We start from the raw sequence: 25,999 nt of genomic DNA on the forward strand, positions 1-25,999 counted from the left end.
TCGCGAGGCGGCCACGCCGGCCGCGACCGTCCTCAGCGCGGCAGCGAGGACGCCCGCCAGCCGCCGGGTCCGACCGCGGGGCGGGGGCGGGCGAAGCGGGACCGCGCCGTCCACAACGTCCGCGCCCGGGAGCCAGACCCCCTCTGGCCGGACCGGTCGCCGTCCCCGGAGAGCCCGACGAGCACGGCCGTGAGCGCCGCCAGCTGGGCCGGCGTGGGGCTGCCCCGCACGACCCGCAGCACGGGCGCGTCCACCGCGTCCGGCGTATCCTGCCCGCTCACAGCGGGATGTTCCCGTGCTTGCGCGGGGCGCGGTTGGAGCGCTTGGTCCGCAGGTGGCGCAGGGCACGGGCGACCTCGACCCGGGTCTGCGAGGGCGCGATGACGGCGTCGACGTAGCCGCGCTCGGCCGCGAGGTAGGGCGTGGCGACGGTGTCCTCGTAGTCGCGGACGTGCCGGGCGCGCTCGGCCTCGACGTCGCCACCGTCGGCGCGGACCTGCGCGAGCTCGCGGCGGTGCAGGATGCTCGCCGCCCCCTGCGCCCCGGTGACCGCGATCTGGGCGGTCGGCCAGGCCAGGTTGACGTCGGCACCCAGGTGCTTGGAGCCCATGACGTCGTAGGCGCCGCCCACGGCCTTGCGGACGACGACGGTGACCAGCGGCACGGTGGCCTCGGCATAGGCATACAGCAGTTTGGCGCCCCGCCGCACCATGCCGCCGAGCTCCTGGTCCGTGCCGGGCAGGAAGCCGGGGGCGTCCACGAGGGTGATCACGGGCAGGTTGAAGGCGTCGCAGGTGCGCACGAAGCGGGCGGCCTTCTCCGAGGCGTCGATGTCCAGCGTCCCGGCGAGGTGCATCGGCTGGTTGGCGACGACGCCCACCGGCCGGCCCTCGACCCGCCCCAGGCCCACGACCACGTTGGGCGCGAACTGCTCGGCCACCTGGAGGAAGTCCCCGTCGTCCACGACCGCCCGGACCGCCTCCACGATGTCGTAGGCCGCGCCGGCGGCATCCGGGACGAGGCTGTCCAGCGCCTCGTCGGTCTCGTCGACCTCGGTGTCCGGCTCCTCGTCGTAGGCCGGCGGGTCCTCGAGGTTGTTCTGCGGGAGGTGACCGAGGAGCTCCTTGACGTAGTCGAAGGCGTCGTCCTCGTCGCTGGCGACGTAGTGGGCCACGCCGCTGCGGGTCGCGTGGGTCTGCGCCCCGGCCAGCTCGTCCAGCGAGACGTCCTCGCCGGTCACCGTCGCGATGACGTCCGGGCCGGTGAGGAAGAGGTGGGAGCTCCCCTCGACCATGACCACGAAGTCGCTGAGCGCGGGGGAGTAGGCCGCTCCGCCGGGGCAGGGGCCCATGACCAGGGAGATCTGCGGGATGACCCCCGAGGCGTGCACCTGGCGGCGGAAGATCTCCGCGGTCAGGCCCAGCGAGGCCACACCCTCTTGGATCCGGGACCCGCCCGTGTCGTGGATGCCGACGACCGGGCAGCCGATCTTCATCGCCAGGTCCAGGACCTTGGTGATCTTCTCCCCGAAGACCTCGCCGAACGACCCGCCGAGGACGGTGTAGTCGTGGGCGAAGACCGCGACCGTCCGACCGTCGACGGTGCCGTAGCCGGTGACCACGCCGTCACCGTAGGGTCGGTGGCGCTCCTGCCCGTAGGCGCTGCTCCGGTGGCGGGTGAGGGCGTCCAGCTCGGTGAAGCTGTCCTCGTCGAGCAGCGCCTCGACCCGCTCCCGGGCGGTGCCCTTGCCCTTGGCGCGCTGCTTGTCCAGCGCCTTGTCGGCGGCGGCGTGCGCCGCCTCCTGCGCGCGGGCGTGGAAGTCGGCCAGCCGACCCGCGGTGGTGCGCAGGTCCGGCCCGTCCTCGTCCTGGCGCTCGGCGCGCGGCGTGTCGCTCATGGTCCCAACTTAGCCTTGCCGCATGAGACCTCTGCGCTGGGCCGCGCCGGAGCGGCACGAGTCGCTGCCCTCGACCAACCTCGAGGCGCTGCGCGACCCGCGCCCCGGGCGGGTCGTCGTCGCCGACCACCAGTCCGCCGGCCTGGGACGGCGCGGCCGCTCGTGGTCCTCGCCGCCGGGGGACTGCCTCGCGATCAGCGCCGTGCTGCCCGCGGTGGCGCCCGAGCTCGCCGGCTGGGTCCCGCTCGCCGCCGGGGTCGCGGTGGTCGACGCGCTGGCCGTCAGCCGCTGGCCGGTCGAGGCGCGGCTGAAGTGGCCCAACGACGTGCTCGTGGCGGACGGCCCGGCACCGGGCAAGATCAGCGGGATCCTCACCCAGGTCGCCGACGACGGCGCGGTCGTCGTCGGCGCCGGCCTCAACGTGGACCACGACCGGACCCGGCTGCCGGTCCCCACCGCGACCTCCTGGCGGCTCGCCCGCGGGGGCTCCCCGCTGCCGCCTGGGGCTCGGGAGTCCTTCCTCGAGGACTACCTGGACCGGCTGCGCGACCTGCACCGCTCCGTGGCCGAGGGTGACCACGAGACGCTGCACGCCGCCTACGGCAGCCGCTGCGCCACCCTCGGTCGGGACGTCGTCGTGCACCGACCGGACGGCGGACGGACGCGCGGCCGGGCGCTCCGCGTCGACCACCGGGGCGCGCTAGTCGTGGCCGGCTCCCCGCCCGACGGTGGCGAGAGCGTCCACGACGCCGGTGACGTCGAGCACCTGCGCGAGCAGTAACGTCACCCGCATGGACGCACCCACGATGCTGCGGCTCACCCGCCACGGCGACCACGTCGTCGAGCTGGCCCTGGACCGCCCGGACGCGATGAACGCCGTCTCGACGGCCTTCTCCGAGGAGATCACCGCCGCCACCGCCGACCTGGCCCGGGACGCCTCGGTGCGCGCGGTGGTCGTCACGAGCACCCACGCCACGGCGTTCTGCGTCGGCGCCGACCTCAGGGAGCGCAACCGCTTCAGCGACGCCGAGATGATGGACCACCGGCTGGTGTCCAAGCTCGCCTACCGCGGGGTGCTCGACCTGCCGATGCCGGCCATCGCCGCGGTCGAGGGGTATGCCCTGGGCGGCGGCCTGGAGATCGCGCTGTCCTGCGACCTCCTCGTCGCCGGTCGTGAGGCGACGCTGGCGCTGCCGGAGGTCGGGGTCGGCGTCATCCCCGGCGGCGGTGGCACCCAGCTGCTCACCCGCCGGGTCGGCTGGTCCCGGGCGGCGTCGATGATCTTCACCGCCCGCCGGCTCACCGGCTCCGAGGGCCACGAGCTGGGGGTGGTGGACGAGCTGGTCGACGCGGGGAGCGCCCGCGGGCGGGCGCTGGAGCTGGCCTCCTCCATCGCCGGCAACAGCCCGGTGGCGGTCCGCAACGCCAAGCGGGCGATGCGCCTGGGCCAGGGCACCGACCTGGCCGCGGGGCTGGAGATCGAGGACGGCTGCTGGCGCGCGACGGCCTTCAGCCGGGACCGCGCCGAGGGCGTCGCCGCCTTCGCGGAGAAGCGGACTCCGCAGTGGCCCGGACGGTGACCGACCACGCATACTGGCAGCCAGCCTGCCGAGAGGAGACGACGTGACCCGAGTGCTGCTGGCCGAGGACGACCCCACGATCTCCGAGCCGCTCGCGCGAGCGCTGCGCCGCGAGGGTTACGAGGTGACCCTGGCCCCGAACGGGCGCCAGGCCCTCGCCGAGGCGACCGGCGACCTGCCGCACGACCTGCTCGTGCTCGACCTGGGGCTGCCCCAGCTCGACGGGGTCGAGGTCTGCCGCTCGCTGCGCGACTCCGGCGTGCGGATGCCCGTCCTCATGCTGACCGCGCGCAGCGAGGAGGTGGACACCGTCGTCGGTCTCGACGCCGGGGCCGACGACTACGTCACCAAGCCGTTCCGGCTCGGCGAGCTGCTGGCGCGGGTGCGCGCTCTGCTGCGGCGCGGTCCGGGCGCTGCTCCGAGCTCGACCGGTGCTGCCCTGCGGATGGACGTGGAGGCGCGCCGCGTCTTCCTCCACGACCGGGAGGTGCGGCTCACCACCAAGGAGTTCGACCTGCTGCGGGTGCTGATGCGCGAAGAGGGCCGCGTCGTCTCCCGCGAGGTCCTCATGCGCGAGGTGTGGGACACCTGGTTCGGGTCCACCAAGACCCTCGACATGCACGTGTCGGTGCTGCGCCGCAAGATCGGCGACGACGCCCACGACCCGCGGCACATCGTCACCGTGCGTGGCGTGGGCTTCCGCTTCCAGAACGACCCGGACGGGGACGACGCCGAGGCGACGGACTGACCCGTGCGCCGGATCCTGCGCGAGCTCGCGGTGCGGATCGTGCTCGTCGTCACCGGTGGTGCCCTCCTGCTCGCGATCTTCGTCGCCTGGCTGCTCCCGCAGGTGCGGGAGAGCGCCTGGCCAGGCGGGGCGGGGGCGGTGCCGGGGTGGGTGCTGCCGCTCATCATGGTGCTGTGCGGGATGCTCGTGCTGGCGGCCGGGGTCCCGACCGCCCGCTCGCTCGCCGACCGCGCGGCCGAGACCACCGCCGGGCCGCTGCGTCAGCTCGCCCACCGCACCGACGAGCTGGCCTCGGGTGGATTCGCCCTGGACCCGGAGGCGCGTCCGGGGCGGCTGGTCGAGCCTGAGCCCTTCCGGTCCGGGATCGCCGAGATCGACGCGGTCGCCCGCGTCGTGGACCGGCACCACAGCACCTTCGCCAGGGCCCTCGTCTTCGAGCGATCCTTCGCCGCCGACGCCTCGCACCAGCTCCGCACCCCCTTGGCCGCGCTGCTGCTGCGGCTGGAGGAGATCGCCCAGTCCGACGACGCGGCGGTGGCCCGCTCCGAGGCGGAGATCGCCATCGGCCAGGTGGAGCGGCTGACCGGCGTCGTGGACGACCTGCTGCAGCGGACCCGCGCCGGTCATGCCAGCGGCGGTGCGGTCACGGCGGCCGACGCCGTCGTGGCGGGGCTCGACGAGGAGTGGACCCCCGCCTTCGAGGAGCGCGGCCGGGTGGTCGAGCTGACCTGCGAGCGCGGGGTGATCGTCGAGGCGAGCGCCTCGGTCCTGTCCCAGGTCCTCAACACCCTCGTGGAGAACGCCCTCGTCCACGGGCGCGGGGACGTGCGGGTCCACGTCTACCGCTCCGGCCCCTCGGCCATCTTCACCGTGTCCGACCAGGGGCCGGGCATACCCCGTGACCTGGCGCGCACCATCTTCGACCGCGGCATCACCACCGGCGCGGGGACCGGCCTCGGACTGGCCGTCGCCCGGGAGACCGCCGAGTCGATCGGGGGGCGGGTGGAGCTGGTCCACACCTTCCCGCCGGTCTTCGCCTGCTACCTGCCCCTGGCGACGACGCCCTGACCCTTGCCCTCCAGGTCCAGCTCGCCACGGAAGACGAAGGTGCGGTAGGCCCAGAACCGGAACAGCGTGCCGAGCACGAGCCCCACGCCGTTGCCCGACACGTTGTCGGCCAGCTGGCTGTCCAGCCCGAGGATGTAGCGGGAGAACCCCAGGCACGCCAGCGCGATGAGCAGCCCGAGCGCGTTGAAGACCACGAAGAGCGCGAACTCGTGGGCCACCGGCTCGCTGCGGCGGTGCCGGAAGGTCCACAGCCGGTTGCCGACCCAGGAGAAGACCGTCGCCACGCTCGTCGCGACCACCTTGCCCCACAGCGGCGACCCCGCCATCGGGCCCTCCGCGACCCCGGGCACCCCGAAGATGAGGACGTTGTAGAGCGCCGTGTCCAGGACGAAGGCGAGCGCGCCCACCGTCCCGAACTTGGCCAGCTCGGCGACCAGGACGCGGTAGGCCGCGCGGGCGCGGGCGAGCAGCCCGGGGGTAGAGGGGGTCACGGGGCCGCAGTGTAGGCGCGCTCGCTGGATAGGGTGGTCGCGTGACGTCACCCAGCCCCGTCCGCGCCGAGGGCGGCTTCCCCGTGGTGGGCATCGTCGGCGGTGGCCAGCTCGCCCGGATGTGCCAGCCACCGGCGGTCGCCCTGTCTCTCACCCTCTCCGTCCTCGCCGAGTCGCCGACGGCCAGCGCCGCGCTGGTCGTGCCGCACAGCCCGGTCGGGGAGCACACCGACCTCGCGGCGGTGCGGGAGTTCGCGCGCGGCTGCGACGTCGTGACCTTCGACCACGAGCACGTCCCGCAGGAGGTGCTGCTCGCGCTGCAGGAGGAGGGGGTGGAGCTGCACCCGAGTCCCCAGGCGCTGGTCTTCGCGCAGGACAAGCTGGCCATGCGGCGGCGACTCACCGAGCTCGGACTCCCCTGCCCCCGGTGGGCGCAGGCACGCACCGGCGCCGACGTGGAGGACTTCGCCGCGCAGGTCGGCTGGCCGCTGGTCGCCAAGGCCCCGCGCGGCGGCTACGACGGCAAGGGGGTGCTGGTCTGCCGGTCGCTCGCCGACGTGCAGCCGTGGCTCGGCGAGGTGGGCACCGGCGGTCTCGCCGACGGCATCCTGCTGGAGGAGGCCGTGGACTTCTCCCGCGAGCTCTCGGTCATGGTCGGTCGCAGCCCCTCCGGGCAGGCGGCGACCTGGCCGGTCGTGGAGACCGTGCAGGAGGGCGGCATCAACACCGAGGTGCTCGCCCCGGCGCCCGGCCTCGACGACGAGCTCGCCGTGGCCCTCGCCGAGGGGGCGCTGCGCATCGCCGGTGAGCTCGGGGTGACCGGCGTCATGGCCGTCGAGGTCTTCGAGGTGACCGGGCGGTGGCCGGACGGGTCGGCCTACCCCACCTACCTGGTCAACGAGCTGGCGATGCGCCCGCACAACAGCGGGCACTGGAGCATCGACGGCGCGGTGACCAGCCAGTTCGAGCAGCACCTGCGGGCGGTGCTGGACCTGCCGCTCGGCGACCCCTCGGCCCGGGCCCCGTGGACCGCCTCCGCCAACGTGCTGGGCGGCGACTATCCCGAGCTGTACGCCACCTACAAGCACCTCATGGCGCGCGACCCGGGCCTGAAGATCCACCTCTACGGCAAGGGGGTGCGACCCGGGCGCAAGCTCGGGCACGTCACGGTCTGCGGCGGCGACGGGAGCGCGTCCTCGCTGGCGGAGCTGCGCGGGCGGAGCACCCATGCCGCCGACTACCTGCGAGGAGTGGTGACCGAGTGAGCTCACCGGCAGAGCGGAGCACCCGGGGCGAGCAGGCCCCGGTCGTCGGCCTGGTGATGGGCAGCGACAGCGACTGGCCGGTGATGGAGGCCGCCGCCGAGGTGCTCGAGGAGTTCGGGGTGCCCTACGAGGCCGACGTCGTCTCGGCGCACCGGATGCCGATCGAGATGATCGACTACGGCGCAGGCGCGCAGGAGCGCGGACTGCGGGTGATCGTCGCCGGTGCCGGGGGAGCGGCGCACCTACCGGGCATGCTCGCCTCGGTGACGGTGCTGCCGGTCATCGGGGTGCCGGTGCCGCTGAAGCACCTGGACGGTATGGACTCGTTGCTCTCGATCGTGCAGATGCCGGCCGGGATCCCGGTCGCCACGGTGTCGGTCGCGGGCGCCCGCAACGCCGGCCTGCTGGCGGTCCGGATGCTGGGCGCCGGCGAGGGCGAGCAGGCGGCACGGCTCCGGGAGCGGCTGGCGGGTTTCGCCGGCGACCTGCGCGACCAGGCCCACGCCAAGGGCGAGAGGCTGCGGGAGCGCCGGACGTCACGCTGAGACCCGTCGGAGGACGGGCACGTCGCGGTTGACGTCCGCGTTAGGCTGCGCTCCATGAGCGAGTTCGACCTGTTCCGGATCAGTGAGGACCACGAGGCGCTGCGCGAGGCGGTTCGCGAGATCGCGGAGGAGCAGATCGCCCCCCACGCGGCAGCGGTGGACGAGGAGAGCCGGTTCCCGGACGAGGCGCTCAAGGCCCTCACGGCCACCGACTTCCACGCCCCGCACATCGCGGAGGACTACGACGGCGCCGGCGCCGATGCGCTGGCGACCTGCATCGTCATCGAGGAGGTGGCGCGGGCCTGCGCGAGCAGCTCACTGATCCCCGCGGTCAACAAGCTCGGCACCATGCCGTTGATCCTGGCGGCCTCCGAGGAGGTCAAGGCCCGCTACCTGCCGCCGGTGGCGCGGGGCGAGGCGATGTTCTCCTACGGCCTGTCCGAGGCGGGCGCCGGCTCGGACACGGCGGGCATGACGTGCAAGGCGCTGGAGCAGCCGGACGGCAGCTTCGTGCTCAACGGCCAGAAGTCGTGGATCACCAACGCCGGGGTGAGCGAGTTCTACACCGTCATGGCCGTCACGGACCCCGACGGGCCGCGCGGCCGCAACGTCACGGCCTTCGTCGTGGAGAAGGACGACGAGGGCTTCACCTTCGGTGCGCCGGAGAAGAAGCTCGGGATCAAGGGCAGCCCCACGCGTGAGCTGCACTTCGACGACTGCCGGATCCCCGGTGACCGGATGGTCGGCGGGCTCGGCGAGGGCCTCAAGATCGCGCTGCGCACGCTCGACCACACGCGGGTCACCATCGGTGCCCAGGCGGTGGGGATCGCCCAGGGCGCGCTGGACCTGGCCCTGGGATACGTCCAGGAGCGCCAGCAGTTCGGCAGGGCCGTCGCCGACTTCCAGGGCGTGCAGTTCATGCTCGCCGACATGGGGATGAAGCTGGAGGCGGCGCGGCAGCTGGTCTACGTCGCGGCGTCGAAGTCCGAGCGGGGCGACGACGACCTGCCCTTCTTCGGTGCCGCCGCCAAGTGCTACGCCTCGGACGTCGCGATGGAGATCACCACCGACGCGGTGCAGCTGCTCGGCGGCTACGGCTACACCAAGGACTTCCCGGCGGAGCGCATGATGCGCGACGCCAAGATCACCCAGATCTACGAGGGCACCAACCAGGTCCAGCGCGTGGTGATGGCGCGCCAGCTGCTCAAGGGCTGACGCCGGAGGGGACGGCGCCGCGCTAGCGGTCGTCGTCCCCGCCCGCCTCGTCGTCGCCGGAGCCGCCGCCGTCGGTGCGAGGCGTGCTCTGCACCTCCACGGCCTGACGCAGCGCGACGACCGGCCCGTCCTGGCCACGGACGACGGTCAGCGTCTCCTCCTGCTCGATGACGGACACGTCGTAGGTGTAGGTCACCAGGCCGGTCACGGTGGCGCTCCCGTCAGCCTGCTCCTGGGCGGAGAGGTCACCGGCCGAGATCGACTGGAGCCCCACCTCGATGTCGGAGGCGATGTAGGCCTCGGGCAGGGTCAGCTGCCGCGCCGCGTCCAGCCCCTCGTCGGCGAGCGTGGTGTAAAACCGCTGCGCCAGGTCCCGCGCTTCGTCGGCGGCGACCGGCTCGCTGTCGGTCCCTGACGCCGACGCCGATGAGGTGGGGTCGGCGGTGCCGGTGCCACCCTCCGAGCCGGTCGCGATGGTCCACACCAGCCAGCCGAGCAGCAGGGCCAGCGGCACGATGAGCAGCCAGCTCAACCACACCCCGCGCCGTGGGCCGGGACGGCGACCCGAGGGTGCCGTGCGCCGCACCTCGTCGTGCTGACCTGCCGCGGCGGGTGCCGCCCGTGACGCCGCCGGCCGCGCTGCCTGCGCCGTCGGTGTCGGTGCCGGCGTGGGCTGGGCGAAGGTCCGGGTGGGGTCGGCCCGGGGCACCCGCTCGGTATGCATGCCTGCACCGGCGCCCGCTGCCGCGGCACCCGCTGCCGCTGCTCCCGCGGCGCCCGCTGCGCCGCCCCGGCCACCGCGGACCAGCTGCTCCAGCTCACGCGCCGCCCGCTGCGCGTCCCACCGGGTCGCCGGGTCCGGGTCGAGCATCCCGGCGAGCGCGGGCGTCAGCTCGCCCGCGTGCTGCGGGGGCCGCGGGTCGTCCCGGGCGATGGTGTGCAGCTGGGCGACGGCGTTGGCGCGCTCCTCGAACGGGCGGCGCCCCTCGACTGCGGCATACAGGGTGGCGCCCAGCGCCCACACGTCCGAGGCGGTGCTGGGCTCCTCGCCCCGCGCCAGCTCGGGGGAGAAGTAGGCGGCCGTGCCGGAGACGAAACCGGTCAGGGTCAGCTGCGGGTCCTCGTCGGCCCGGGCGATGCCGAAGTCGGTGAGCTTGGCGTCGTGCCCGGCACCCCCGGTGAGCAGCACGTTGGCCGGCTTGACGTCCCGGTGCAGGATGCCCGCCTGGTGGGCCGCGGCGAGCGCGGTGGCCATCTGCGCGCCGATCGCCGCGACCTGGGCCGGGGGCAGCCGCTGCCCGTCGGCGATCAGCTCGGCCAGCGAGGGACCCTCGACGAACTCCATGACGATCCAGGGCGACCCGTCGTGCTCGAAGGCGTCGTAGACGCGCACGACGTGCTGGTGCGCGAGCGTGGCGCTGGTCCGCGCCTCGCGGAAACCGCGGCTGAGCAGCAGCTCGGTGTCGGCCTCGCCGGCGACCTGCTTGAGCGCGACCTGCCGGCCGAGGTTCTCGTCGGTCGCCAACCACACCTGGCCGCCGCCGCCCCTGCCGAGCGTGCGGACGATGCGGTAGCGGCCCGCGACCAGGGTGGGGTCCTGGTCGGCGGGGGCCGGTGCCGTCGTCTCGGCGTCGTGGTCGCCGTGGTCGTCGCGGGGATCCGCCATGGTCGCCTCCGATCAGCGCAAGGGTAGCCCGAGGCCGCTCAGGGGTCGACGGTGATGCTCTGATCCTGGCGCAGGGCGGTGAAGAGCTGCGCGGCGCCCTGCTCGTCCCAGAGGACGGCGCTGCCCACCTCGGTCTGGTAGTTGGGGTCGGCGACCGGGACGGTCACCGAGTTGCCCTCGCCGGCCGCGACCTGGCGCATCGCCGCAGCCATCCGGCCCGCCTCGAGCATCGAGGTGTCGTCGCCGAGGCTCAGGGCGGACCCGGTGGCGGTGCCCACCTCGTGCAGCCGCCACGGGACGAGCACGGTGCTCGGCGTGATCATCTTGTCCACGAGGGCGGAGAGGAACTCGCGCTGCCGCTCGACCCGGCCGATGTCGCCGCGCGGGTCGCTGTAGCGCATCCGGACGTAGCCCAGCGCCTGCTCACCGGCCAGCTCCTGGCACCCGGCGGGGAGGTCGATGTGCGCCTTCTCGTCCGCGACCGGCTCGTCGAGGCACATCTCGACCCCGCCGACGCCGTCGACGACGCTGACGAAGCCGCCGAAGCCGATCTCCATGTAGCCGTCGACCGGCAGCCCGGTGCTGCGCTCGACGGTGTCGACGAGCTGCTCGGGCCCGCCGTTCGAGTGCGCGGCGTTGAGCTTGTTCCAGCCGCTGTCCCGGATCTCGACGTAGCTGTCGCGGGGCAGGCTCACCAGGGTCGGCTCCCCGAGGGCCGGCACGTGCAGCAGCATCACCGTGTCGGCCCGGTGGCCCTCGGTGAAGCCGGTGCCGAACTCGCCCCGCTGCTCCTCGGTCAGCTGCTCCCGGCTGTCGGTGCCCACCAGCAGGTAGTTGGCGCCTTCTGCGGCGGCCGGACGGTCGGAGACGTCGGGGGTGGCGTCGATCCGGTTGACGCTGCCCCACACCGTCGCGACCACGACCGCCATGACGACGACGTAGGCGACGACGGCGAGCACGAGCAGCGCCATGGCGCGCCGGAACCCGTAGCGGGGCCTACGGCGGCGCGGCGGGCGTCCGGCCGGGCGGCGGGGAGCGGCATACCGGTCGTCGCCACGGTCCCAGCCCCGGTCGTCGTCGCGGTCCCAGCCCCGGTCGTCGTGCCGGGCCTCGCCGCGGTCCCACCCGTCCTCGGCGTAGCGGTCGTCGTGGTCCCGGGGCTCGCGTGGCGCTGAGGCCCGCGGGATGCGCTCCGTCGGATCGGGGTCGCGGCGCTGCCCGCTGCGCGGCGTCCGCGGCATCGGACGGGTCCAGTCGTCCTCGGGGTGGTGGGGCACGAGAGGCAAGACTACGGGGTCCACCTTGCCGCGCCTTGGGAGCGGCGCGCCACGAGCCGTGCCCTCCTGCGGGGTAGCCTCGCCGCGTGAGCTCTGCCGACTCCCGTGACCAGCGGCACCACCCGCCCGTCTCGGTCATCATGACCGTCCTCGACGAGGAGACCCACCTGCCCGAGGCCGTGCGCTCGGTGCTGTCCCAGGACTACCCGGGGGAGATGGAGGTCGTCGTCGCGGTCGGGCCCAGCCGTGACCGGACCCGGGAGGTCGCCGACGCCCTCGCCGCGGCCGACCCGCGCGTGGTCGTCGTCGACAACCCCTCCGGGCGCACCCCGGACGGGCTCAACGCGGCCGTGGCGACGTCGCGGCACGACGTCGTCGTGCGCATGGACGGCCACGGGGAGCTGAGCGAGGGCTACGTGCGGCGCGCGGTCGCGCTGCTGGAGCGGACCGGCGCCGCCAACGTCGGCGGCATCATGCTCGCCCAGGGTTCCGGGCCGGTGCAGGAGGCCGTGGCCCTCGCGATGCGCTCGCCGCTGGGCATGGGCAGCGAGCGCTTCCACACCGGGGGCGCGGAGGGCCCGGCCGACACGGTCTTCCTCGGCGTCTTCCGGCGGGAGTGGCTGGACCGGGTCGGGGGCTACGACCCGACCTACACCCGTGCCCAGGACTGGGAGCTCAACCACCGGATCCGGGCGGCCGGCGGCACCATCTGGTTCACCCCCGAGCTCACCGTGACCTACCGGCCCCGCTCCACCTTCCGCGACCTGGCCCGCCAGTTCTACACCAGCGGCCAGTGGCGCCGGCAGGTCGTGCGCCAGCACCCCGACTCGGTCAACGCCCGCTACCTCGCGCCGCCGGTCGCGCTCTGCGCGGTGGCCGCAGGGGCCGTCGGAGGTGTCGTCTGGCGCCCGCTGTGGCTGCTGCCGATGGGGTATGCCGCGGCCGTCACCGTCGGGGGAGCCTGGGTCGCCCGGGGCAAGGAGCCCGGCGTGGTGGCGCGCATGCCCGGGGTGCTCGCGACCATGCACCTCACCTGGGGAGCCGGCTTCCTGCGCGGCCCCCGCCGCTGAGCCGTCGCGCCGCTGAGCTCCTGCGCCGTCAGCCCTCGGTGGGGGGCGTCGCCTCCGGGGTGGGCTCGTCCACCGCGACGCGCAGCGGCGGCTGCGTCTTGGCGACGACCTCGTCGACGGACACGCCGGGTGCCAGCTCGCGCAGCACGAGACCGTCGTCGGTGACGTCGATGACGGCCAGGTCGGTGATGATCCGCTGCACGACCCGCAGGCCGGTGATCGGCAGGTCGCACTCGTCCACGATCTTGGCCGAGCCGTCCTTGGCGACGTGGTCCATGAGGACCACGACCTTCTTGGCGCCGAGCACGAGGTCCATGGCGCCCCCCATGCCCTTGACCATCTTGCCGGGGATCATCCAGTTGGCGATGTCGCCGGCCGCCGAGACCTGCATGGCGCCGAGGATCGCGGCGTCGACCTTGCCGCCCCGGATCATGCCGAAGCTCGTGGCCGAGTCGAAGAAGCTGGCGCCGGGCCGGACCGTCACCGTCTCCTTGCCCGCGTTGATGAGGTCGGGCTCCTCCTCGCCCTCGTAGGGGTAGGGGCCGACGCCGAGGATGCCGTTCTCCGACTGCAGGACCAGCTCCACGTCGTCCGGGACGTAGTTGGGGACCAGCGTCGGCATCCCGATGCCGAGGTTGACGTAGTCGCCGTCGCGCAGCTCGGCCGCGGCGCGCGCGGCCATCTCCTCACGGGTCAGGGCCATGTCTCTCAGTCGTCCTTCCCGGGGCGCGGGCGGGTGGTGCGCTTCTCGATGTCCTTGTCGGCGGCCTGCTCGGCGGTCAGGGCGAGCACGCGCTGGACGTAGATGCCGGGCAGGTGGACCTCGTCGGGGTCGATCTCACCCGGCTCGACCAGCTCCTCCACCTCGGCGACCGCGACCTGCGCGGACATGGCGCACAGCGGGTTGAAGTTGCGGGCCGACTGGTGGAAGACCAGGTTGCCGTGCCGGTCGCCCTTGGCCGCCCGCACCAGCGCGAAGTCGGCGAAGATCGCGTGCTCGAGCACGTAGTCGCGGGCGTGGTCGCGGACCGAGAACTCGCGGGTCTCCTTGGCGGGGGAGCGCAGGACCACCTCACCGTCGCTGTCGTAGCGCCAGGGCATACCCCCCTCGGAGACCTGCGACCCGACGCCGGTGGGCGTGAAGAAGGCCGGTATGCCCGCGCCCCCGGCGCGCAGCTTCTCGGCGAGCGTGCCCTGCGGGGTCAGCTCGACCTCGAGCTCGCCGGAGAGGTACTGCCGCGCGAACTCCTTGTTCTCCCCGACGTAGGAGGCGATGACGCGACGGATCCTGCCCTGCGCGAGGAGCAGCCCCAGCCCGGCCCCGTCGACGCCGCAGTTGTTGGAGACGACCTCCAGGTCGCTCGTGCCCTGCTCCAGGGCCTGGTGGATCAGCACGGTGGGGATGCCCGAGAGCCCGAAGCCGCCCACGGCGACGGTCATCCCGTCAATGAGCCCCTCGAGCGCATCCTGGGCGGAGGCGACGACCTTGTCCATGGCGCCGAGGCTACCCGCCGGCCCGGTGGTCGACGCCCTCGGCCTCCCAGCGCGGGTCGTCCCCGACGGCCTCCGCGCCGAGCACGAGGACAGCGGACCCCTCGCCCGCCAGCAGCTGCAGCACTGGCGCACGAACAGGCCCCGGTCGGTGGTCGTGGTGCCGACCAGGGACCGGGCGCCCTCGGGCACCGGCGGCAGGTCGGCCAGCAGGTCGGCATACGTCACCCGGTCGCCGCCGCTCACCAGCGCGGCGTCCTCCGCCTCGGCCTCGTCCCACGCGGTGAAGTCGTCGGCGTAGCTCGCCAGCTCGGCCGCCTCGTCCATGACGCCGGAGCGCAGCTCGCCGTCGAAGGCCCGCGCCAGGGCGGGCAGGGCCACCGCCACGACCTCGTCGCAGTCGCCGGCGACCTCGCTGTCCGGGTCGTCGGTGACGAGCACGTCGGCGCCCTCGTGCGTGTCCACCGTGAGGGTGGCCCCGACGGACCAGACGGCGAGGGCCCAGTAGGCCAGGCGCCAGTGCGGGGCGGGCAGGTCCACCAGGACCACCGAGCCCGGCTGGATGTCCAGCCCCTCCTGCAGCGCGTTGGCGGCCTTGGACACCCAGGTGCGCAGCACCTTGCGGGAGATCTCGATGCGCTCGCCGGGGCCCCCGGGGGTGTCGTCGTAGAAGGTGAGGGCAGGGCGGGTCGCGTCGGCGGCGACCGCCTGGCTCAGGATCGCGGAGGGTTGCGGCACGGGGGCCACGGTAGTGGGTGCTGTTGCGCGGGGGGCGAGGAGCGGGGCAGGCTGCTCCCTCGTGAGCACCGCCCGGCACCGTGTCTGGCGTCCGGCGCGCCCGCTGGACGTCGCCGCGACCTGGGGCACGTTGCGGCGCGGTGCCGGGGACCCGTGCTGGCGCGTGGTCGACGGCGAGCTGTGGCGCGGGGTGCGGGCGCCGACCGGCGCCGCGACCCTGCGGCTGGCTCGCCGGGCCCCCGACTCCCCGGTCGCGGCGCAGGCCTGGGGGCCGGGAGCGGAGTGGCTGCTGGACGGGTTGCCGGGGATGCTCGGCGAGGGGGACGACGACGAGGGGTTCGTGCCGGTGCACGCGCCGGTGGCCCACGCCCTCCGCCGGCATCCGGGGTGGCGGACGCCCCGGACCGGGTTGGTCCTGGAGTGCCTCGTCCCGGCCGTGGTCGAGCAGAAGGTCACCGGCCAGGAGGCCTTCTCCGGGTGGCGGCGGGTGGTCCAGCGCTTCGGGGACGTCGCGCCGGGCCCCGGGGCCGCGCTGCGCCTGCGGGTGCCGCCCTCGGTGCCGACGCTGTCGGGCATACCGTCCTGGGAGTGGTTGCGCGCCGGGGTCAGCCCGCAGCGCGCGGACACCGTCGCCCGGGTCGTGCAGGTGGCGGCACGGTTGGAGGAGTGCGTCGGGATGAGCTCCTCCCGGGCGCGGGCCCGGCTGACCGCCGTCCCGGGGGTCGGGGTCTGGACGGCCGCCGAGACCGCGCAGCGCGCCCTCGGGGACGCCGACGCGGTCTCCTTCGGCGACTACCACGTCGCGGCCAACATCGGGTATGCCCTCACCGGCGAGACGGTCGACGACCACGGCCTGGTCGAGCTGCTCGCCCCGTATGCCGGTCACCGCTACCGGGTGCAGCGGCTGCTGGAGCTCTCGGGTGCCGGCCGTCCACGGCGGGGGCCGCGGATGGCGCCGCGGGGGCACCTGCCGGTCAGTCGGTCCCGGGGCCGCTGACCACGCTGACTCGCACCGACAGGTCCTCCGCGGCCAGGGCGAGCTCGAGTCTCGTGGCGATGCGGCCGGCCAGCACGGGGTCCTCGGCGCGGACGACGAGGCCCTCGTCGACGGAGCCCTGCACCTCGACCCGGTGGTCGGCGGCCAGACCCAGCAGCGCCAGCCGGGTCGCTCGCGCGGTGCGTGCCGCCCCGCTCTCGGGCAGCACCGAGGGGAGGCCGACCTCCGCGGCGGCCGGGCTGCTCGGAGGCGCACCGAGGGCCGAGCGCAGCGCCTCGCGGTGCCCGAGCGCGAACCAGTCGCCGGGGCCGGTGCGCACCAGGGACCGTGCGCCGGCAGCGGCGGCGTCGCCCGCCCCGCCGTCCCCGTCGGCACCGGTGCCGAGCACGAGCTCCGGCAGTCCCCGGACCAGGGCCGCCCCGGTGCCGGAGGCCTTGCCCTTGACGAGGTCGGCGGCAGCGGCGAGCTCGTCGGCGACCGCGCGGCTGGTGACCGACAGCGGCCGACCGTCGGCGTCCTCGCCGCCGCGGAGGTCCTCCAGGACCCGCATGCCGCAGGCACCCAGGGCCAGGTCGGTCTGACCCTCGCGCCACGGGCGGCCGGCGGTGTCGGTGAGGAGCAGGCCGAAGCGGGCCGCCGCGCCGGGGGTCCGACGCAGCGCGGCGTGCAGGTCGCGGGCCACGGCGTCCGGGTCCGGGGGGAGCAGCAGCAGCCCGCCCTCGGGGCCGGTGTTGCTCGCGTCCACCCCCGCGCGGCCAGGACCGGGCCGGCCACGGACTCGACCACCCGCGTCACCCCGGCCGGCGTGAGCCGCTCGGCCACCACCCGCACGCTCTGGGCGGCGACGACGTCCTCGCGGTCGGCCGGAGCGCCGACGCGCAGCCCGAGCGCCTTGGAGACCAGCTTGCTCGACACCGCCAGGACGTCGCCGTCGCGCAGCCCGCCGGCAGGTGCGACGGCGCCGGCGAGGGCGGCGGCCAGATCCATACCGGCGGTCACCTCGGGGAGCCCGGGGAGGGGGATCACCCGCACCGTGCCGGGGGTCGGGGCGGGGCTCACCTCCGGTCACGGCCCGCGGGCACGGCGGCGCCGGCCAGCTCCTGCCCGAGGTCGAGGGCGGCGCCGGCCAGCCGGGCGGCACCGGCGCCGTCCCGCATGAGCAGGTCCAGCGAGCGGACCCGCACCCCGGCGGGATACCGCGCGTCGCCGTCCGCGTCGTCGACCAGCCACCCGTCGAGGAAGTCCGCATAGAGCCCCGCGACCCCGGCCGCGCTCACCTCGACCCCCAACGGGGCGAGGCAGGCGTCGGCGTGACCGCGGACCGGCCGGCCGCCGAGCAGCGGGCTGACCCCCACGACCGGGGCGCGGGTGCCGCGCACCGCCTCCCGGATGCCGGGGACGCCGAGGATGATGCCGATCGAGACGACCGGGTTGCTCGGGGGCAGCAGGACGAGGTCGGCCCCGCGCACCGCGTCGAGCACGTGCGGGGCGGCGGTGGCCCCGCCCAGCCCGGCGACGGAGAAGCGCCGCGCCGGCAGCGCCGCGCCGTGCCGCACCCACCACTCCTGGAAGTGGATGGCCCGCTCGCCCCCGGCGTCGTCGTCGACCACCACGTGGGTCTCGATCGGGGTGTCCGTCGCCGGCAGGAGCCGCACCCCCCGCTCGGGCAGGCCCCACCGCTGCGCCAGCCGGCCCGTCACCTCGCTGAGCGTCAGGCCCTGGGCCAGCCAGCGGCTGCGCGCCAGGTGGGTGGCGAGGTCCAGGTCGCCGAGGGTGAACCAGGCCGGCCCCACCCCGAGGGTCCCCAGCTCGTCGGCGACCCGCGTGCTCTCCCCGGCCCGGCCCCAGCCCTGGTCCTCGTCCACGCCGCCCCCGAGGGTGTAGAGCAGCGTGTCCAGGTCCGGGCAGACCCGCAGCCCGACCAGCGTGATGTCGTCGCCGGTGTTGCCGATGACGGTCACCGTGGTCGGCTCCGGGGCCTCGCGGGTCGCCAGGTGCGACAGGAGGCCGCGGACGAAGCGGGCGCCGCCGACGCCGCCGGCCAGAACGGTGATCTGCATGCCCCCATTGTCGGTGCCGGGGCAGGTTGTAGCAGATCCGGGGTTGACTCTGGCGGATGACACGCGTGTAATTCAGGTGTTGCCATCTGCTGCCGGGGCGAGCCGGCGGGGTGCGCGGCCGGCGAGAAGTGTGTAGGCGAGAGGTCGAGGAGGAGCCATGCACGAGCTGGAGCTGATGTCGTTGATGCACGGTATCGATGACACCGAGGAGATGAACTGGCAGGAGCGTGCCCTGTGCGCGCAGACCGACCCGGAGGCCTTCTTCCCCGAGAAGGGCGGGTCCACCCGCGAGGCCAAGAAGGTCTGCGTCGGGTGCGAGGTGCGGGCCGAGTGCCTGGAGTATGCGCTCGGCCACGACGAGCGCTTCGGCATCTGGGGAGGACTGTCCGAGCGTGAGCGGCGCAAGCTGAAGAAGCGCGCGGTCTGAGCACCCGACGCACGCCGGTCGCCGGGCAGGGTCCGGACGCGCCGGTCGCAGCGATTCCCACGCACCCCGACGAGTCGCTCCCGCAGCGACCCCCGTGCCGGTGGTCGCGCCGCTGTCGACGACGTCTCGCTCGTGCTCCTGCCGGTGGACCTCCCGGCGGGTGGTGGGGACGGCGAGGACGAGCTGGCCGGGTCGTTGCGCGCCGTCGCGGCCGGCCGCCGCCGACCGCAACGGGTGCTGCTGCTGCATCCCGACCCCGAGGGGGGACCGGTGGCCGCGCTCCAGGACCTGGCCCGGGAGCTGGGTCTGCCGCTGAGCGTCCGCTCCCACCCGCAGCAGGACCGGGTGGCGGCCGTCCGCACCGCCCTGGACGTCCTACCGGACCAGCCGGGGCACTGGATCTGGTTCCTCACCGCCGACGCCCGGCCTGAGCCGGAGGCGCTGGCCGCCCTCACCGCCGCGGTCCGGCGCAGCAGCCGGGTCGGCGTCGTCGGCCCCAAGCTCGTGCGCGCCGACCAGCCGCGGCTGCTGCGCTCGCTCGGTCACCGCGTCACGCCGGCCGGCCGGGTCGTCGACCCCACCCGCGCCGCCCTCGTCGACCAGGGCCAGCTGGACCTGCGTCAGGACGTCCTCGGAGTTCCGCTGAGCGGGGCCCTCGTCCAGGCCCGGGTGCTGCAGGAGGTCGGCGGGATCGACCCGGCCTTCGCGCAGGACGGTGTCGACGGGCTCGACCTGGGCTGGCGGGCCCACCTCGCCGGTCACCGGACGGTCGTCGCGCCCGAGGCCGTCGTCCGGCAGGGCGAGGCAGGGCTGGGCGTCGTCGACCCGTTGGTGACCCGCGCCAGGGTGCGCCAGGTGGCCCTGGCCCGTGGCTCGTTCTGGGCGGCCCCCTGGCGCGCGCTGGGCGTCCTCGTCACCAGCCTGGCCGCCGCGCTGCTCCTGCTCCTCGTCAAGCGCCCCGCCGAGGCCGCCGGGGAGTGGGCGGATGTCCGGGCGGTGCTGCGACCGGGGCGCGGGTGGTCCGCGCGGCGGCGGTTCCGCCGCCGCCGACGGGTGGCGCCCCGCGACCTCGCGGGTCTGCACGAGCCCCGTGCGACGGGCTGGCGCGCGACCGTGGACACGGTGGGCGAGGCCCTCGACCCGCGCTACCGACGCGGCTCGGGCGCGCCACTGCCGCGGACCGAGGCGTTGCGTACCGGTCCGGTCTCCGACGACTTCGACGACGCGGTCGGCGAGGGCCGTCGGTCGGGGAGGTGGAGCTGGCCGCTGGCGCTCGCCCTCCTGATCGTGGCGGCAGTCACCGCCTGGATGGGGCGAGGTGCTCTCTCGCCGGCCGGTCTCGACCTCGCGGGCGTCGGCCTGTCCGGGGGACAGCTGGGGGTCGCCGCCACGGACGCCGTCGGACTGTGGTCCGCCGCGGTGGACGGCTGGCGGGGCGCCGGTCTCGGTCACGGCGACCCCGCCCCGGCGTGGCTGCCGCAGGCGACGGTCCTGTCCTGGCTCCTCGGCCTCCTGCCCGGTGCGGGGCCGACCACGGCCGGGCCCGCCCTGGCCTGGCTGCTCGCCGCCGCGCCGGTGCTGAGCGTCCTCACGGCATACCTCGCGCTGCGTCGGAGCACCCGGCGCGGCTGGGTCCGGGCGGTGCTCGCGCTGGGCTGGGCCCTGGCGCCGGCGCTCGTCGTCGCGACGTCCCAGGGGAGGGTGGGACCGGCCGTGGTGCACGTCCTCGCGCCGCTGCTCGTGGCCGGCATCCTCGTCGTCAGCGACCGGTCCCGCGGGGTCCGCAGGGCCGCGGCGGCCTTCGGCACCGCCCTCGGCCTCGCGATCGCCGCGCAGTGGGTGCCGCTCGTGCTCGTGCTGGGGACCGTGGCCGGGCTGCTGGTCCTCGGCGTGGGCCGGGGGAGCGCCCGGTGGCGCGGCGCGGTCGTCGCGGTCCTGCCGTGGGTGCTGCTGCTGCCCTGGTGGCCGAGCCTGCTGGCCGGGCCGGTCCAGCTCCTGGGGGGAGCCGGCGCGACCTCCGCCACCCCCCGGCTGCCCGCGACGCCCGACGCCTGGCAGCTGCTCCTGCTCCACCCTGCCGGCGTCGACCCCTCCGGGCTCGACGGCCTCCTGCTGTGGCTGCAGGTGCCGCTCTGGCTGGCGGCGCTGGCCGCGCTGCTGCGGCCGGGCGACGGCGGCCGGCGGGCAGGCGTGCTCGTCGCCGTCGGCATCGTCGCCCTCGTCCTGGCGCAGGTCGCGGTGCGCACCTCGCTGGGCGTGCTCCCCGTCGGGCACTCCGAGGCCGGCTCGGTGGTCTCGGCCTGGCCGGGGACCCTGTTGTCCTTCGGTGGCGCCGCGCTGCTCCTCGCCGCCGCCTCGCTGGTCGAGGACCTCCTGGCGACCCGCCGGGGGAGGGTCCTGCGGGTGCCGGCCCGGGCGCTGGCCTCGACGGGCGCGGTGGTCGTGCTCGCCGCCACCGTGGTCGCCGCGGGATGGACCGTCCTGAGCAGCCGGGTCACCCCCGGGCTCACGGTCGCCACCGAGCCGCTCCCGCCGGTCGCCGCCGAGCAGGCCCGAGGACCAGAGGCGTTGCGCACGCTGCTGCTCACCCCGGAGCAGGACGGCCTGCTCGTCGACCTGCGGGGCAGCGAGCCGGAGGCCACCCGCATCCTGCGCGACCGGACCGCCGACCTCGCGCGGGGCGTCGCCGGCCCGGGGCAGGTCGAGCAGGCGGTCCGGGCCCTCGTCGGGGGTGCCTCGTCGGACCAGGCACGCCAGGAGCTGCTCGGCCTCGGCGTGGGCTACGTCGAGCTCGAGGCGTCCGACACCCATCCCGCGGCCGACGACCTGGACCGGGTCGCCGGTCTGGCGCGGGTCTCCAGCCCCGAGGGCAGCGTCCTGTGGCGGATGGTCGAGGGCGACCCGGGACGCACGCGCGTGGTCGAGGCCGACGGCGCGACCGTCGAGGTGCTGCCCAGCACCGGTCCGCACGGGCAGGCCGCGGGCCGCGTCGACGTGCCGTCGGGAGGCTCGCTGCTCGTCGCCGAGGCGGCCGGCTGGGCCGAGGTCGCGCAGCTCACCGTCGACGGCGACGAGCTGGACCTCGAGGGATCGCGGACGAGCCTGCCCGCCGGGCGGCACACCATCGAGGTCACCCTGCCCACCCCCGGGCTGCCCTGGCACCTGCTGGCCCTCGCCGTCGCAGTCGTGACGGCCTTCCTGGCGCTCCCGGTCGGGCGGACCGACGAGGCCGAGGACGAGGCCCAGGACGCGGCGACCCCTGGCACCCACGAGCCGCAGGAGGAGTCGTGAGCGACACGGACACCGGCAGCGGCGCCGCGCCCCGACGGGGTGCCTGGGTGCGACTCGGCTCCGGCCTGCTGGCACTCGGGCTGCTCACCTGGGGCAGCGTCCAGGCCGGCGCCTGGGGGCCGGGTAGCGACGGTGGGCAGAGCCTCGTGTCGACGGCCGCCGACAGCGAGACCGCCGATGGTGGCGATGAGCCGGTCCTGGTCGAGGAGGCACGGCTGGCGTGCGCCGGGGTCAGCGGCTCGCCGGGGGCGAGCGCGGCGGCCCTCGCACCGCCCGAGCTCTTCGCCGAGCAGCCCACCGGGCAGCGATCGGCCACGCTGTCGCCGGTGGCAGGGTCGGCCGGGTCGGACGTGCTGGAGCTGCGTGCGGACCAGGAGGTCGCCGAGACCCCACCGGCCGACGACGCCACGCCGCTGCTGACCGCGACCGGGCCCGGTGCCCCCGGCCTCGTGGGGGGTCACCTGTCCGTCGGCACCGGGAGCGGGGCGAGGGGAGCCGCCCTGGTGGGGTGCGCTGCGGCCGCTGCGGAGCACTGGTTGCTCGGCGGTGACGCCGCAGCCGGTCGCACCGAGCAGGTCGTGCTCACCAACCCCGGCACCGACCCGGTGCGCGTCGATCTGGAGGTGCACGGCGCCGAGGGGCCGGTCGAGGCCACCGGTGCCTCCGGACTGGTCGTCCCCGCCGGCGGCCGGCTCGTCCGCCCGCTGGACGCCCTGGCGCCCGGGACCGCCGCACCGGCCGTCCACGTCGCCGCGGAGGGTGGACCGGTGACCGCGCACCTCGTGGACACCTCGCGCGAGGGCACGACCGACCTGGGCGTGGATGTGACCGGCCCGAGCGCCGAGGCGGCCCGTGACCTGGTGATCCCGCCCCTGCCGGACGCCGGTGCCGACGGGACGGAGACGGTGCTGCGGCTGCTCGCGCCGGAGGCGGACGCCGTGGTCGAGCTCGGTGCGCTCACCGAGGACGGCGCCGCGACACCGGGAACCTCCGCCGTCCGCGTCGCCGCCGGCACCACCACGGACCTCCCTCTCGACGGGCTGCCCGAGGGTGCGGTCGGCCTCCGGCTGCGCTCGGACCACCCGGTCACCGCGTCCTTGCAGGTCCGGCTCGCGCCCTCCGGCGACGAGCCGGTGGAGCAGGAGGTCGCGGAGCAGGAGACGACGGACGGTGAGGCCGCCACGGCGACCGCCGCACCGGACGGGGCCACTGCCACCGGCTCGCCGCAGGACCAGGAGCAGCCACTGGTCCGACCCGCCGGCGAGCTGGCCTGGGTGCCCGCCGCCGGTCCGGCCACGCAACCCGTCGGGATCGGCCTGCCCGACCGTGCTGCGGTGCCAGGGGCCGAGACGTCGCTGTCCGTCGCGGTCCTCGACGCCACAACGGTCGAGGTGCTGCTGCGCTCGGCGGACGGGAGCACCCGGGTGGAGACCCTGGAGCTGGGCAACGACTCGACGACGCTGCTCTCCCTGGCTCCGGACGTGAGAGGGGTCTGGGTCCGGCCGGCCGAGGAGGGCGGCACCGGCGTCGTCGCCGCGGCCGTGCACCTCACCGGGTCCGACGACCTCGGCCCCTACCGGGCGGCGGCCGCGCTGGCGGCCGTCCCGTGGTCCCGCGAGGTGACCGGCGTCAGCCGGGTCGTGCCCTGAGGCGCCTCACACCAGGTCCTCGGGGTCGCGCCCCAGCATCCGGGCGACCTGCTCGACGACCACCTCGGTGACGAGGGCGCCCAGCTCGACCTCGTCCGCGGCCCGGTGCAGCACCGGGCGGCGGTAGACCACCAGCCGCGCCGGCATACCCCCCTGCGCCGGGAACAACCGGCCGAGCGCGACGTCGTGCTCCCAGGGCGCGGGGTCGGAGGGCGGCACCTCCTCCACCGCGAGCTCCAGGCCCAGCGGGCTGCCCCAGCGCTGCTCGACCGTCTCGGCGGCATCGAGCACCAGCTCGTCGAACCGGTCGCGCCGGCTGCTCATGGCCGGCACCCGAGGCCAGGCGAGAGGTCCGCGGACCCCCCGTCCGCGGCGGTCCCGGTGCGTGGCCATGGCGCGACGATAGATCACCAGGGGCGGCGCCCGGTCGGGGTGGCACCACGGGATCGTGGGCGGGGGCGCCTAGAGTGTCGGGCGTGACCCTGACTCGCCAGTGCTCGAAGACGGCGTGCGTCCGCCCCGCCACGTCGACGCTCACCTACGTCTACGCGGAGCAGACCGCGGTGCTCGGGCCGCTGGCGACATATGCCGAGCCCCACAGCTACGACCTGTGCGAGGAGCACGCGACCCGGCTCACCGCGCCCCGCGGCTGGGACGTCGTGCGGTTGGAGCTGCCCGAGGGAGAGCCCCGCCCGCCGGTGGACGACCTCGCGGCGCTGGCCGACGCGGTGCGCGAGCACCGCGGCACCATCGTCCGGGTGGACTCCCCGCAGAGCCCGCACGAGGGCGCGACCGTGACCGAGATCGCCCGGCGCGGACACCTGCGGGTGCTGCGCGACCGCTGACGGGGCGCGGAACCTGCTCGTGGTGGAGGTCGCCGCGGTCGTCAAGGCCTACGACGTGCGTGGGCTGGTCCCCGAGCAGCTCGACGCAGGGACGGCACGAGCGCTGGGCTCCGCCTTCGCACAGGTGGTGGTCCGTCCCGAGGGGCACGCCGGGATCGTGCTCGGCCGCGACATGCGCGCGTCCTCCCCGGAGCTCGCCGACGCCTTCGCCGGCGGGGTCCTCGAGCAGGGCGTGGACGTGACGGACATCGGGCTCTGCTCCACCGACGGTCTCTACCACGCCAGCGGCACCTGCGACCTGCCGGGGGCGATGGTCACGGCGAGCCACAACCCTGCCGGCTACAACGGGATGAAGCTCTGCCGGGCGGCCGCCGCGCCCGTCGGGCAGGACTCCGGGCTGGCCGAGATCCGGGACCTCGCGCAGTGGCTGCTGGACCGCGGCGACCTGCACCAGCTCCCGGCCCCGGCCTCGGCGGGGCGGCGGCGGGAGGTGGACCTGCTCGCGGACTACGCCGCCCATCTGCACTCGCTGGTCGACCTGGGCGGGATCCGTCCGCTGCACGTCGTCGTGGACGCCGGCAACGGGATGGCGGGGCATACCGTGCCCGCGGTCCTGGGCGCCGAGGGGTCGCCGCTGCGGCTCGACCCGCTCCACTTCGAGCTGGACGGCTCCTTCCCGCACCACGACGCGAACCCGCTCGACCCGGCCAACCAGCGGGAGCTGCAGGAGGCGGTGCGCGCCCGTGGCGCGGGCCTGGGCCTGGCCTTCGACGGCGACGCGGACCGGGTCTTCGTCGTCGACGAGCGGGGCCGGCAGGTGCCGGCCGGGGCGGTGACCGCGCTCCTCGCGCGGTGGCTGGTCGCGCGGGAGGTGGTGGCCGGGCGTGACCCGGCCGACGTCACGGTCGTGCACGGGTCGATCCTGCCGCGGGCCGTGGAGGAGGGCGTCGCGGCGAGCGGCGCACGGCTGGTGACCTGCCGCGTCGGCCACACCTTCGTCAAGGCCGCGATGGCCACGCAGGCCGCCGTCTTCGGGGCGGAGCACTCTGGGCACTACTACTTCCGCGACTTCTGGTCCGCCGACAGCGGCCTGCTCGCGGTGCTCCACCTGCTCGCCGCCGTGAGCGAGCAGCAGCGCCCGGTCTCGGCGATCCTCGGGGAGCTCGACCCCTACGCCGCGTCCGGGGAGATCAGCCTCCGGGTCCCGGACCCGGCCGCCGCGGCCGAGCGGGTGCGACGGTGGGCGCTCGACCGGGGGGCGAGGGTCGACGACACCGATGGCCTGCTCGTCCGGCAGGACGAGGGCAGCGGGGCCTTCTGGTGGGTCTCGCTGCGGTCCAGCAACACCGAGCCGGTGATGCGGCTCACCGTCGAGGCGCGCGACGGTGCAAGGATGGGGCAGGTCCGGGACGCCGTCCTGGCCGTGGTGGAGCAGGAGGACTGACGCGATGGCACGACCGGAGTTCGACCCGTGGGTGCGCAGCATCCTGCGATGCCCCGTGGGGCGCCACGAGCTGGTTGACGTGACCGACGAGCAGGGGGAGCCGGCGCTGCAGTGCGCCGAGGACTGCGAGGGTCCCGGGCGCCGGCGGCGGTACCCGTGGCGGGAGGGCATACCGGTGCTGCTCGCCGATGACGCGGTGGTCGTCACGGTCGCCGACGGATCTTGAGGAGACCAG

The 25,999-nt window shown here is 75.3% G+C and carries 25 protein-coding genes and 1 pseudogene; 15 read left to right on the forward strand and 11 right to left on the reverse strand.

Translation table 11 applies throughout. From position 1 onward, the window contains the following. Positions 1 to 32: 32 nt before the first annotated feature. Together FU792_RS04225 and FU792_RS04230 are read right to left on the reverse strand one after the other, a co-directional pair. A complete protein-coding gene (locus FU792_RS04225; RefSeq protein WP_028130869.1) occupies positions 33 to 281 on the reverse strand; it encodes an acyl-CoA carboxylase subunit epsilon in 249 nt (82 codons plus the stop codon). After that, positions 278 to 1,897: an acyl-CoA carboxylase subunit beta gene (locus FU792_RS04230; RefSeq protein ID WP_022924202.1), complete on the reverse strand. Its 1,620-nt coding sequence runs from the start codon at positions 1,895 to 1,897 to the stop codon at positions 278 to 280. The genes FU792_RS04225 and FU792_RS04230 overlap by 4 nt, the downstream gene beginning before the upstream one ends. Positions 1,898 to 1,919: 22 nt before the next feature. Here FU792_RS04230 and FU792_RS04235 point away from each other — a divergent pair, with 22 nt between their 5' ends. Genes FU792_RS04235 through FU792_RS04250 form a run of 4 tightly spaced genes read left to right on the forward strand, consistent with a single transcriptional unit; the run spans position 1,920 to position 5,293 of the window. Then, positions 1,920 to 2,678 (forward strand): biotin--[acetyl-CoA-carboxylase] ligase, encoded by a 759-nt coding sequence (locus tag FU792_RS04235; RefSeq protein WP_033418605.1) that lies wholly within the window; start codon positions 1,920 to 1,922, stop codon positions 2,676 to 2,678. Between the two features lie 10 nt (positions 2,679 to 2,688). Further along, complete coding sequence (locus FU792_RS04240; RefSeq protein ID WP_022924201.1) at positions 2,689 to 3,477, forward strand: enoyl-CoA hydratase/isomerase family protein; 789 nt, start codon at positions 2,689 to 2,691, stop codon at positions 3,475 to 3,477. Positions 3,478 to 3,520: 43 nt separating this feature from the next. Next, complete coding sequence (locus FU792_RS04245; RefSeq protein WP_028130868.1) at positions 3,521 to 4,225, forward strand: response regulator transcription factor; 705 nt, start codon at positions 3,521 to 3,523, stop codon at positions 4,223 to 4,225. A 3-nt stretch (positions 4,226 to 4,228) separates the two neighbouring features. Then, positions 4,229 to 5,293 (forward strand): sensor histidine kinase, encoded by a 1,065-nt coding sequence (locus tag FU792_RS04250; protein ID WP_022924199.1) that lies wholly within the window; start codon positions 4,229 to 4,231, stop codon positions 5,291 to 5,293. Here FU792_RS04250 and FU792_RS04255 read toward each other — a convergent pair. Continuing rightward, a complete protein-coding gene (locus FU792_RS04255) occupies positions 5,266 to 5,784 on the reverse strand; it encodes a GtrA family protein (protein ID WP_022924198.1) in 519 nt (172 codons plus the stop codon). The two genes, FU792_RS04250 and FU792_RS04255, sit on opposite strands and share 28 nt — an antisense overlap. Before the next feature lie 41 nt (positions 5,785 to 5,825). Here FU792_RS04255 and FU792_RS04260 point away from each other — a divergent pair, with 41 nt between their 5' ends. The 3 genes from FU792_RS04260 to FU792_RS04270 are packed head-to-tail and all read left to right on the forward strand — an operon-like array spanning position 5,826 to position 8,809. Then, on the forward strand, positions 5,826 to 7,049 hold the full coding sequence (locus FU792_RS04260; RefSeq protein WP_022924197.1) for a 5-(carboxyamino)imidazole ribonucleotide synthase: 1,224 nt from the start codon (positions 5,826 to 5,828) through the stop codon (positions 7,047 to 7,049). A 56-nt stretch (positions 7,050 to 7,105) separates the two neighbouring features. Further along, complete coding sequence (gene purE / locus FU792_RS04265; protein ID WP_052327772.1) at positions 7,106 to 7,594, forward strand: 5-(carboxyamino)imidazole ribonucleotide mutase; 489 nt, start codon at positions 7,106 to 7,108, stop codon at positions 7,592 to 7,594. Between the two features lie 54 nt (positions 7,595 to 7,648). Beyond that, positions 7,649 to 8,809, forward strand: a complete 1,161-nt coding sequence (locus tag FU792_RS04270; protein ID WP_022924195.1) for an acyl-CoA dehydrogenase family protein — start codon at positions 7,649 to 7,651, stop codon at positions 8,807 to 8,809. 22 nt (positions 8,810 to 8,831) lie between these two features. Here FU792_RS04270 and FU792_RS04275 read toward each other — a convergent pair whose 3' ends face one another. Then, positions 8,832 to 10,475 (reverse strand): serine/threonine-protein kinase, encoded by a 1,644-nt coding sequence (locus FU792_RS04275; RefSeq protein ID WP_022924194.1) that lies wholly within the window; start codon positions 10,473 to 10,475, stop codon positions 8,832 to 8,834. Between the two features lie 38 nt (positions 10,476 to 10,513). Further along, entirely contained in the window at positions 10,514 to 11,752 is a 1,239-nt protein-coding gene (locus FU792_RS04280; RefSeq protein WP_149814564.1) for an LCP family protein, read from the reverse strand. Positions 11,753 to 11,838: 86 nt separating this feature from the next. Here FU792_RS04280 and FU792_RS04285 point away from each other — a divergent pair, with 86 nt between their 5' ends. Then, on the forward strand, positions 11,839 to 12,822 hold the full coding sequence (locus FU792_RS04285; RefSeq protein WP_022924192.1) for a glycosyltransferase family 2 protein: 984 nt from the start codon (positions 11,839 to 11,841) through the stop codon (positions 12,820 to 12,822). Positions 12,823 to 12,850: 28 nt separating this feature from the next. Here FU792_RS04285 and FU792_RS04290 read toward each other — a convergent pair whose 3' ends face one another. From FU792_RS04290 to FU792_RS17695, 3 genes and pseudogenes are all read right to left on the reverse strand, one after another. Next, positions 12,851 to 13,525 carry a 3-oxoacid CoA-transferase subunit B gene (locus FU792_RS04290; protein ID WP_022924191.1) on the reverse strand — a complete coding sequence of 225 codons (675 nt, stop codon included), beginning with the start codon at positions 13,523 to 13,525 and terminating at the stop codon, positions 12,851 to 12,853. Between the two features lie 5 nt (positions 13,526 to 13,530). After that, positions 13,531 to 14,316 carry a CoA transferase subunit A gene (locus FU792_RS17690; RefSeq protein WP_022924190.1) on the reverse strand — a complete coding sequence of 262 codons (786 nt, stop codon included), beginning with the start codon at positions 14,314 to 14,316 and terminating at the stop codon, positions 13,531 to 13,533. A gap of 87 nt (positions 14,317 to 14,403) precedes the next feature. Further along, positions 14,404 to 15,180, reverse strand: a pseudogene (locus tag FU792_RS17695) (TIGR03089 family protein); the annotation flags it as partial. Between FU792_RS17695 and FU792_RS04300 the strand changes: the two are divergent. Further along, positions 15,113 to 16,048, forward strand: a complete 936-nt coding sequence (locus FU792_RS04300; RefSeq protein ID WP_022924188.1) for a DNA-3-methyladenine glycosylase family protein — start codon at positions 15,113 to 15,115, stop codon at positions 16,046 to 16,048. The pseudogene FU792_RS17695 and the gene FU792_RS04300 sit on opposite strands and share 68 nt — an antisense overlap. Here FU792_RS04300 and FU792_RS04305 read toward each other — a convergent pair. Further along, positions 16,026 to 16,793: a coenzyme F420-0:L-glutamate ligase gene (locus FU792_RS04305; protein ID WP_238706042.1), complete on the reverse strand. Its 768-nt coding sequence runs from the start codon at positions 16,791 to 16,793 to the stop codon at positions 16,026 to 16,028. The two genes, FU792_RS04300 and FU792_RS04305, sit on opposite strands and share 23 nt — an antisense overlap. 310 nt (positions 16,794 to 17,103) lie before the next feature. Then, complete coding sequence (cofD, locus tag FU792_RS04310) at positions 17,104 to 18,108, reverse strand: 2-phospho-L-lactate transferase (RefSeq protein ID WP_022924186.1); 1,005 nt, start codon at positions 18,106 to 18,108, stop codon at positions 17,104 to 17,106. A gap of 157 nt (positions 18,109 to 18,265) precedes the next feature. Here cofD and FU792_RS04315 point away from each other — a divergent pair, with 157 nt between their 5' ends. The 3 genes from FU792_RS04315 (at position 18,266) to FU792_RS04325 (ending at position 23,475) form a co-directional block, all read left to right on the forward strand. Next, positions 18,266 to 18,535: a WhiB family transcriptional regulator gene (locus tag FU792_RS04315; protein ID WP_022924185.1), complete on the forward strand. Its 270-nt coding sequence runs from the start codon at positions 18,266 to 18,268 to the stop codon at positions 18,533 to 18,535. Positions 18,536 to 18,667: 132 nt separating this feature from the next. After that, positions 18,668 to 21,826: a glycosyltransferase gene (locus FU792_RS04320; protein WP_022924184.1), complete on the forward strand. Its 3,159-nt coding sequence runs from the start codon at positions 18,668 to 18,670 to the stop codon at positions 21,824 to 21,826. After that, the gene (locus tag FU792_RS04325) at positions 21,823 to 23,475 is read left to right on the forward strand and encodes a DUF5719 family protein (protein WP_022924183.1); all 1,653 of its coding nucleotides are present in this window, start codon (positions 21,823 to 21,825) and stop codon (positions 23,473 to 23,475) included. Before FU792_RS04320 ends, FU792_RS04325 begins: the two co-directional genes overlap by 4 nt. Positions 23,476 to 23,481: 6 nt before the next feature. Here FU792_RS04325 and FU792_RS04330 read toward each other — a convergent pair whose 3' ends face one another. Further along, a complete protein-coding gene (locus tag FU792_RS04330) occupies positions 23,482 to 23,799 on the reverse strand; it encodes a metallopeptidase family protein (RefSeq protein WP_028130865.1) in 318 nt (105 codons plus the stop codon). Between the two features lie 152 nt (positions 23,800 to 23,951). Here FU792_RS04330 and FU792_RS04335 point away from each other — a divergent pair, with 152 nt between their 5' ends. Genes FU792_RS04335 through FU792_RS04345 form a run of 3 tightly spaced genes read left to right on the forward strand, consistent with a single transcriptional unit; the run spans position 23,952 to position 25,990 of the window. Continuing rightward, on the forward strand, positions 23,952 to 24,320 hold the full coding sequence (locus FU792_RS04335) for a DUF3499 domain-containing protein (protein ID WP_028130864.1): 369 nt from the start codon (positions 23,952 to 23,954) through the stop codon (positions 24,318 to 24,320). A gap of 22 nt (positions 24,321 to 24,342) precedes the next feature. Further along, the gene (locus FU792_RS04340; RefSeq protein WP_028130863.1) at positions 24,343 to 25,764 is read left to right on the forward strand and encodes a phosphohexomutase domain-containing protein; all 1,422 of its coding nucleotides are present in this window, start codon (positions 24,343 to 24,345) and stop codon (positions 25,762 to 25,764) included. A 4-nt stretch (positions 25,765 to 25,768) separates the two neighbouring features. After that, a complete protein-coding gene (locus FU792_RS04345; RefSeq protein WP_022924180.1) occupies positions 25,769 to 25,990 on the forward strand; it encodes a Trm112 family protein in 222 nt (73 codons plus the stop codon). Positions 25,991 to 25,999: the final 9 nt, after the last annotated feature.

It is taken from the genome of Serinicoccus marinus DSM 15273 (assembly GCF_008386315.1).
Classification (GTDB): domain Bacteria; phylum Actinomycetota; class Actinomycetes; order Actinomycetales; family Dermatophilaceae; genus Ornithinicoccus; species Ornithinicoccus marinus.

Excerpts from the sequence above, each read along its gene's own strand:
- FU792_RS04315 (WP_022924185.1), top strand. The coding sequence starts at position 18,266 with ATGCACGAGCTGGAGCTGATGTCGTTGATGCACGGTATCGATGACACC.
- FU792_RS04345 (WP_022924180.1), top strand. The coding sequence starts at position 25,769 with ATGGCACGACCGGAGTTCGACCCGTGGGTGCGCAGCATCCTGCGATGC.
- purE (WP_052327772.1), top strand. The coding sequence starts at position 7,106 with ATGGGCAGCGACAGCGACTGGCCGGTGATGGAGGCCGCCGCCGAGGTG.
- FU792_RS17690 (WP_022924190.1), bottom strand. The coding sequence starts at position 14,316 with ATGGACAAGGTCGTCGCCTCCGCCCAGGATGCGCTCGAGGGGCTCATT.
- FU792_RS04330 (WP_028130865.1), bottom strand. The coding sequence starts at position 23,799 with ATGAGCAGCCGGCGCGACCGGTTCGACGAGCTGGTGCTCGATGCCGCC.
- FU792_RS04230 (WP_022924202.1), bottom strand. The coding sequence starts at position 1,897 with ATGAGCGACACGCCGCGCGCCGAGCGCCAGGACGAGGACGGGCCGGAC.
- FU792_RS04290 (WP_022924191.1), bottom strand. The coding sequence starts at position 13,525 with ATGGCCCTGACCCGTGAGGAGATGGCCGCGCGCGCCGCGGCCGAGCTG.
- FU792_RS04235 (WP_033418605.1), top strand. The coding sequence starts at position 1,920 with ATGAGACCTCTGCGCTGGGCCGCGCCGGAGCGGCACGAGTCGCTGCCC.
- FU792_RS04240 (WP_022924201.1), top strand. The coding sequence starts at position 2,689 with ATGGACGCACCCACGATGCTGCGGCTCACCCGCCACGGCGACCACGTC.
- FU792_RS04275 (WP_022924194.1), bottom strand. The coding sequence starts at position 10,475 with ATGGCGGATCCCCGCGACGACCACGGCGACCACGACGCCGAGACGACG.
- cofD (WP_022924186.1), bottom strand. The coding sequence starts at position 18,108 with ATGCAGATCACCGTTCTGGCCGGCGGCGTCGGCGGCGCCCGCTTCGTC.
- FU792_RS04270 (WP_022924195.1), top strand. The coding sequence starts at position 7,649 with ATGAGCGAGTTCGACCTGTTCCGGATCAGTGAGGACCACGAGGCGCTG.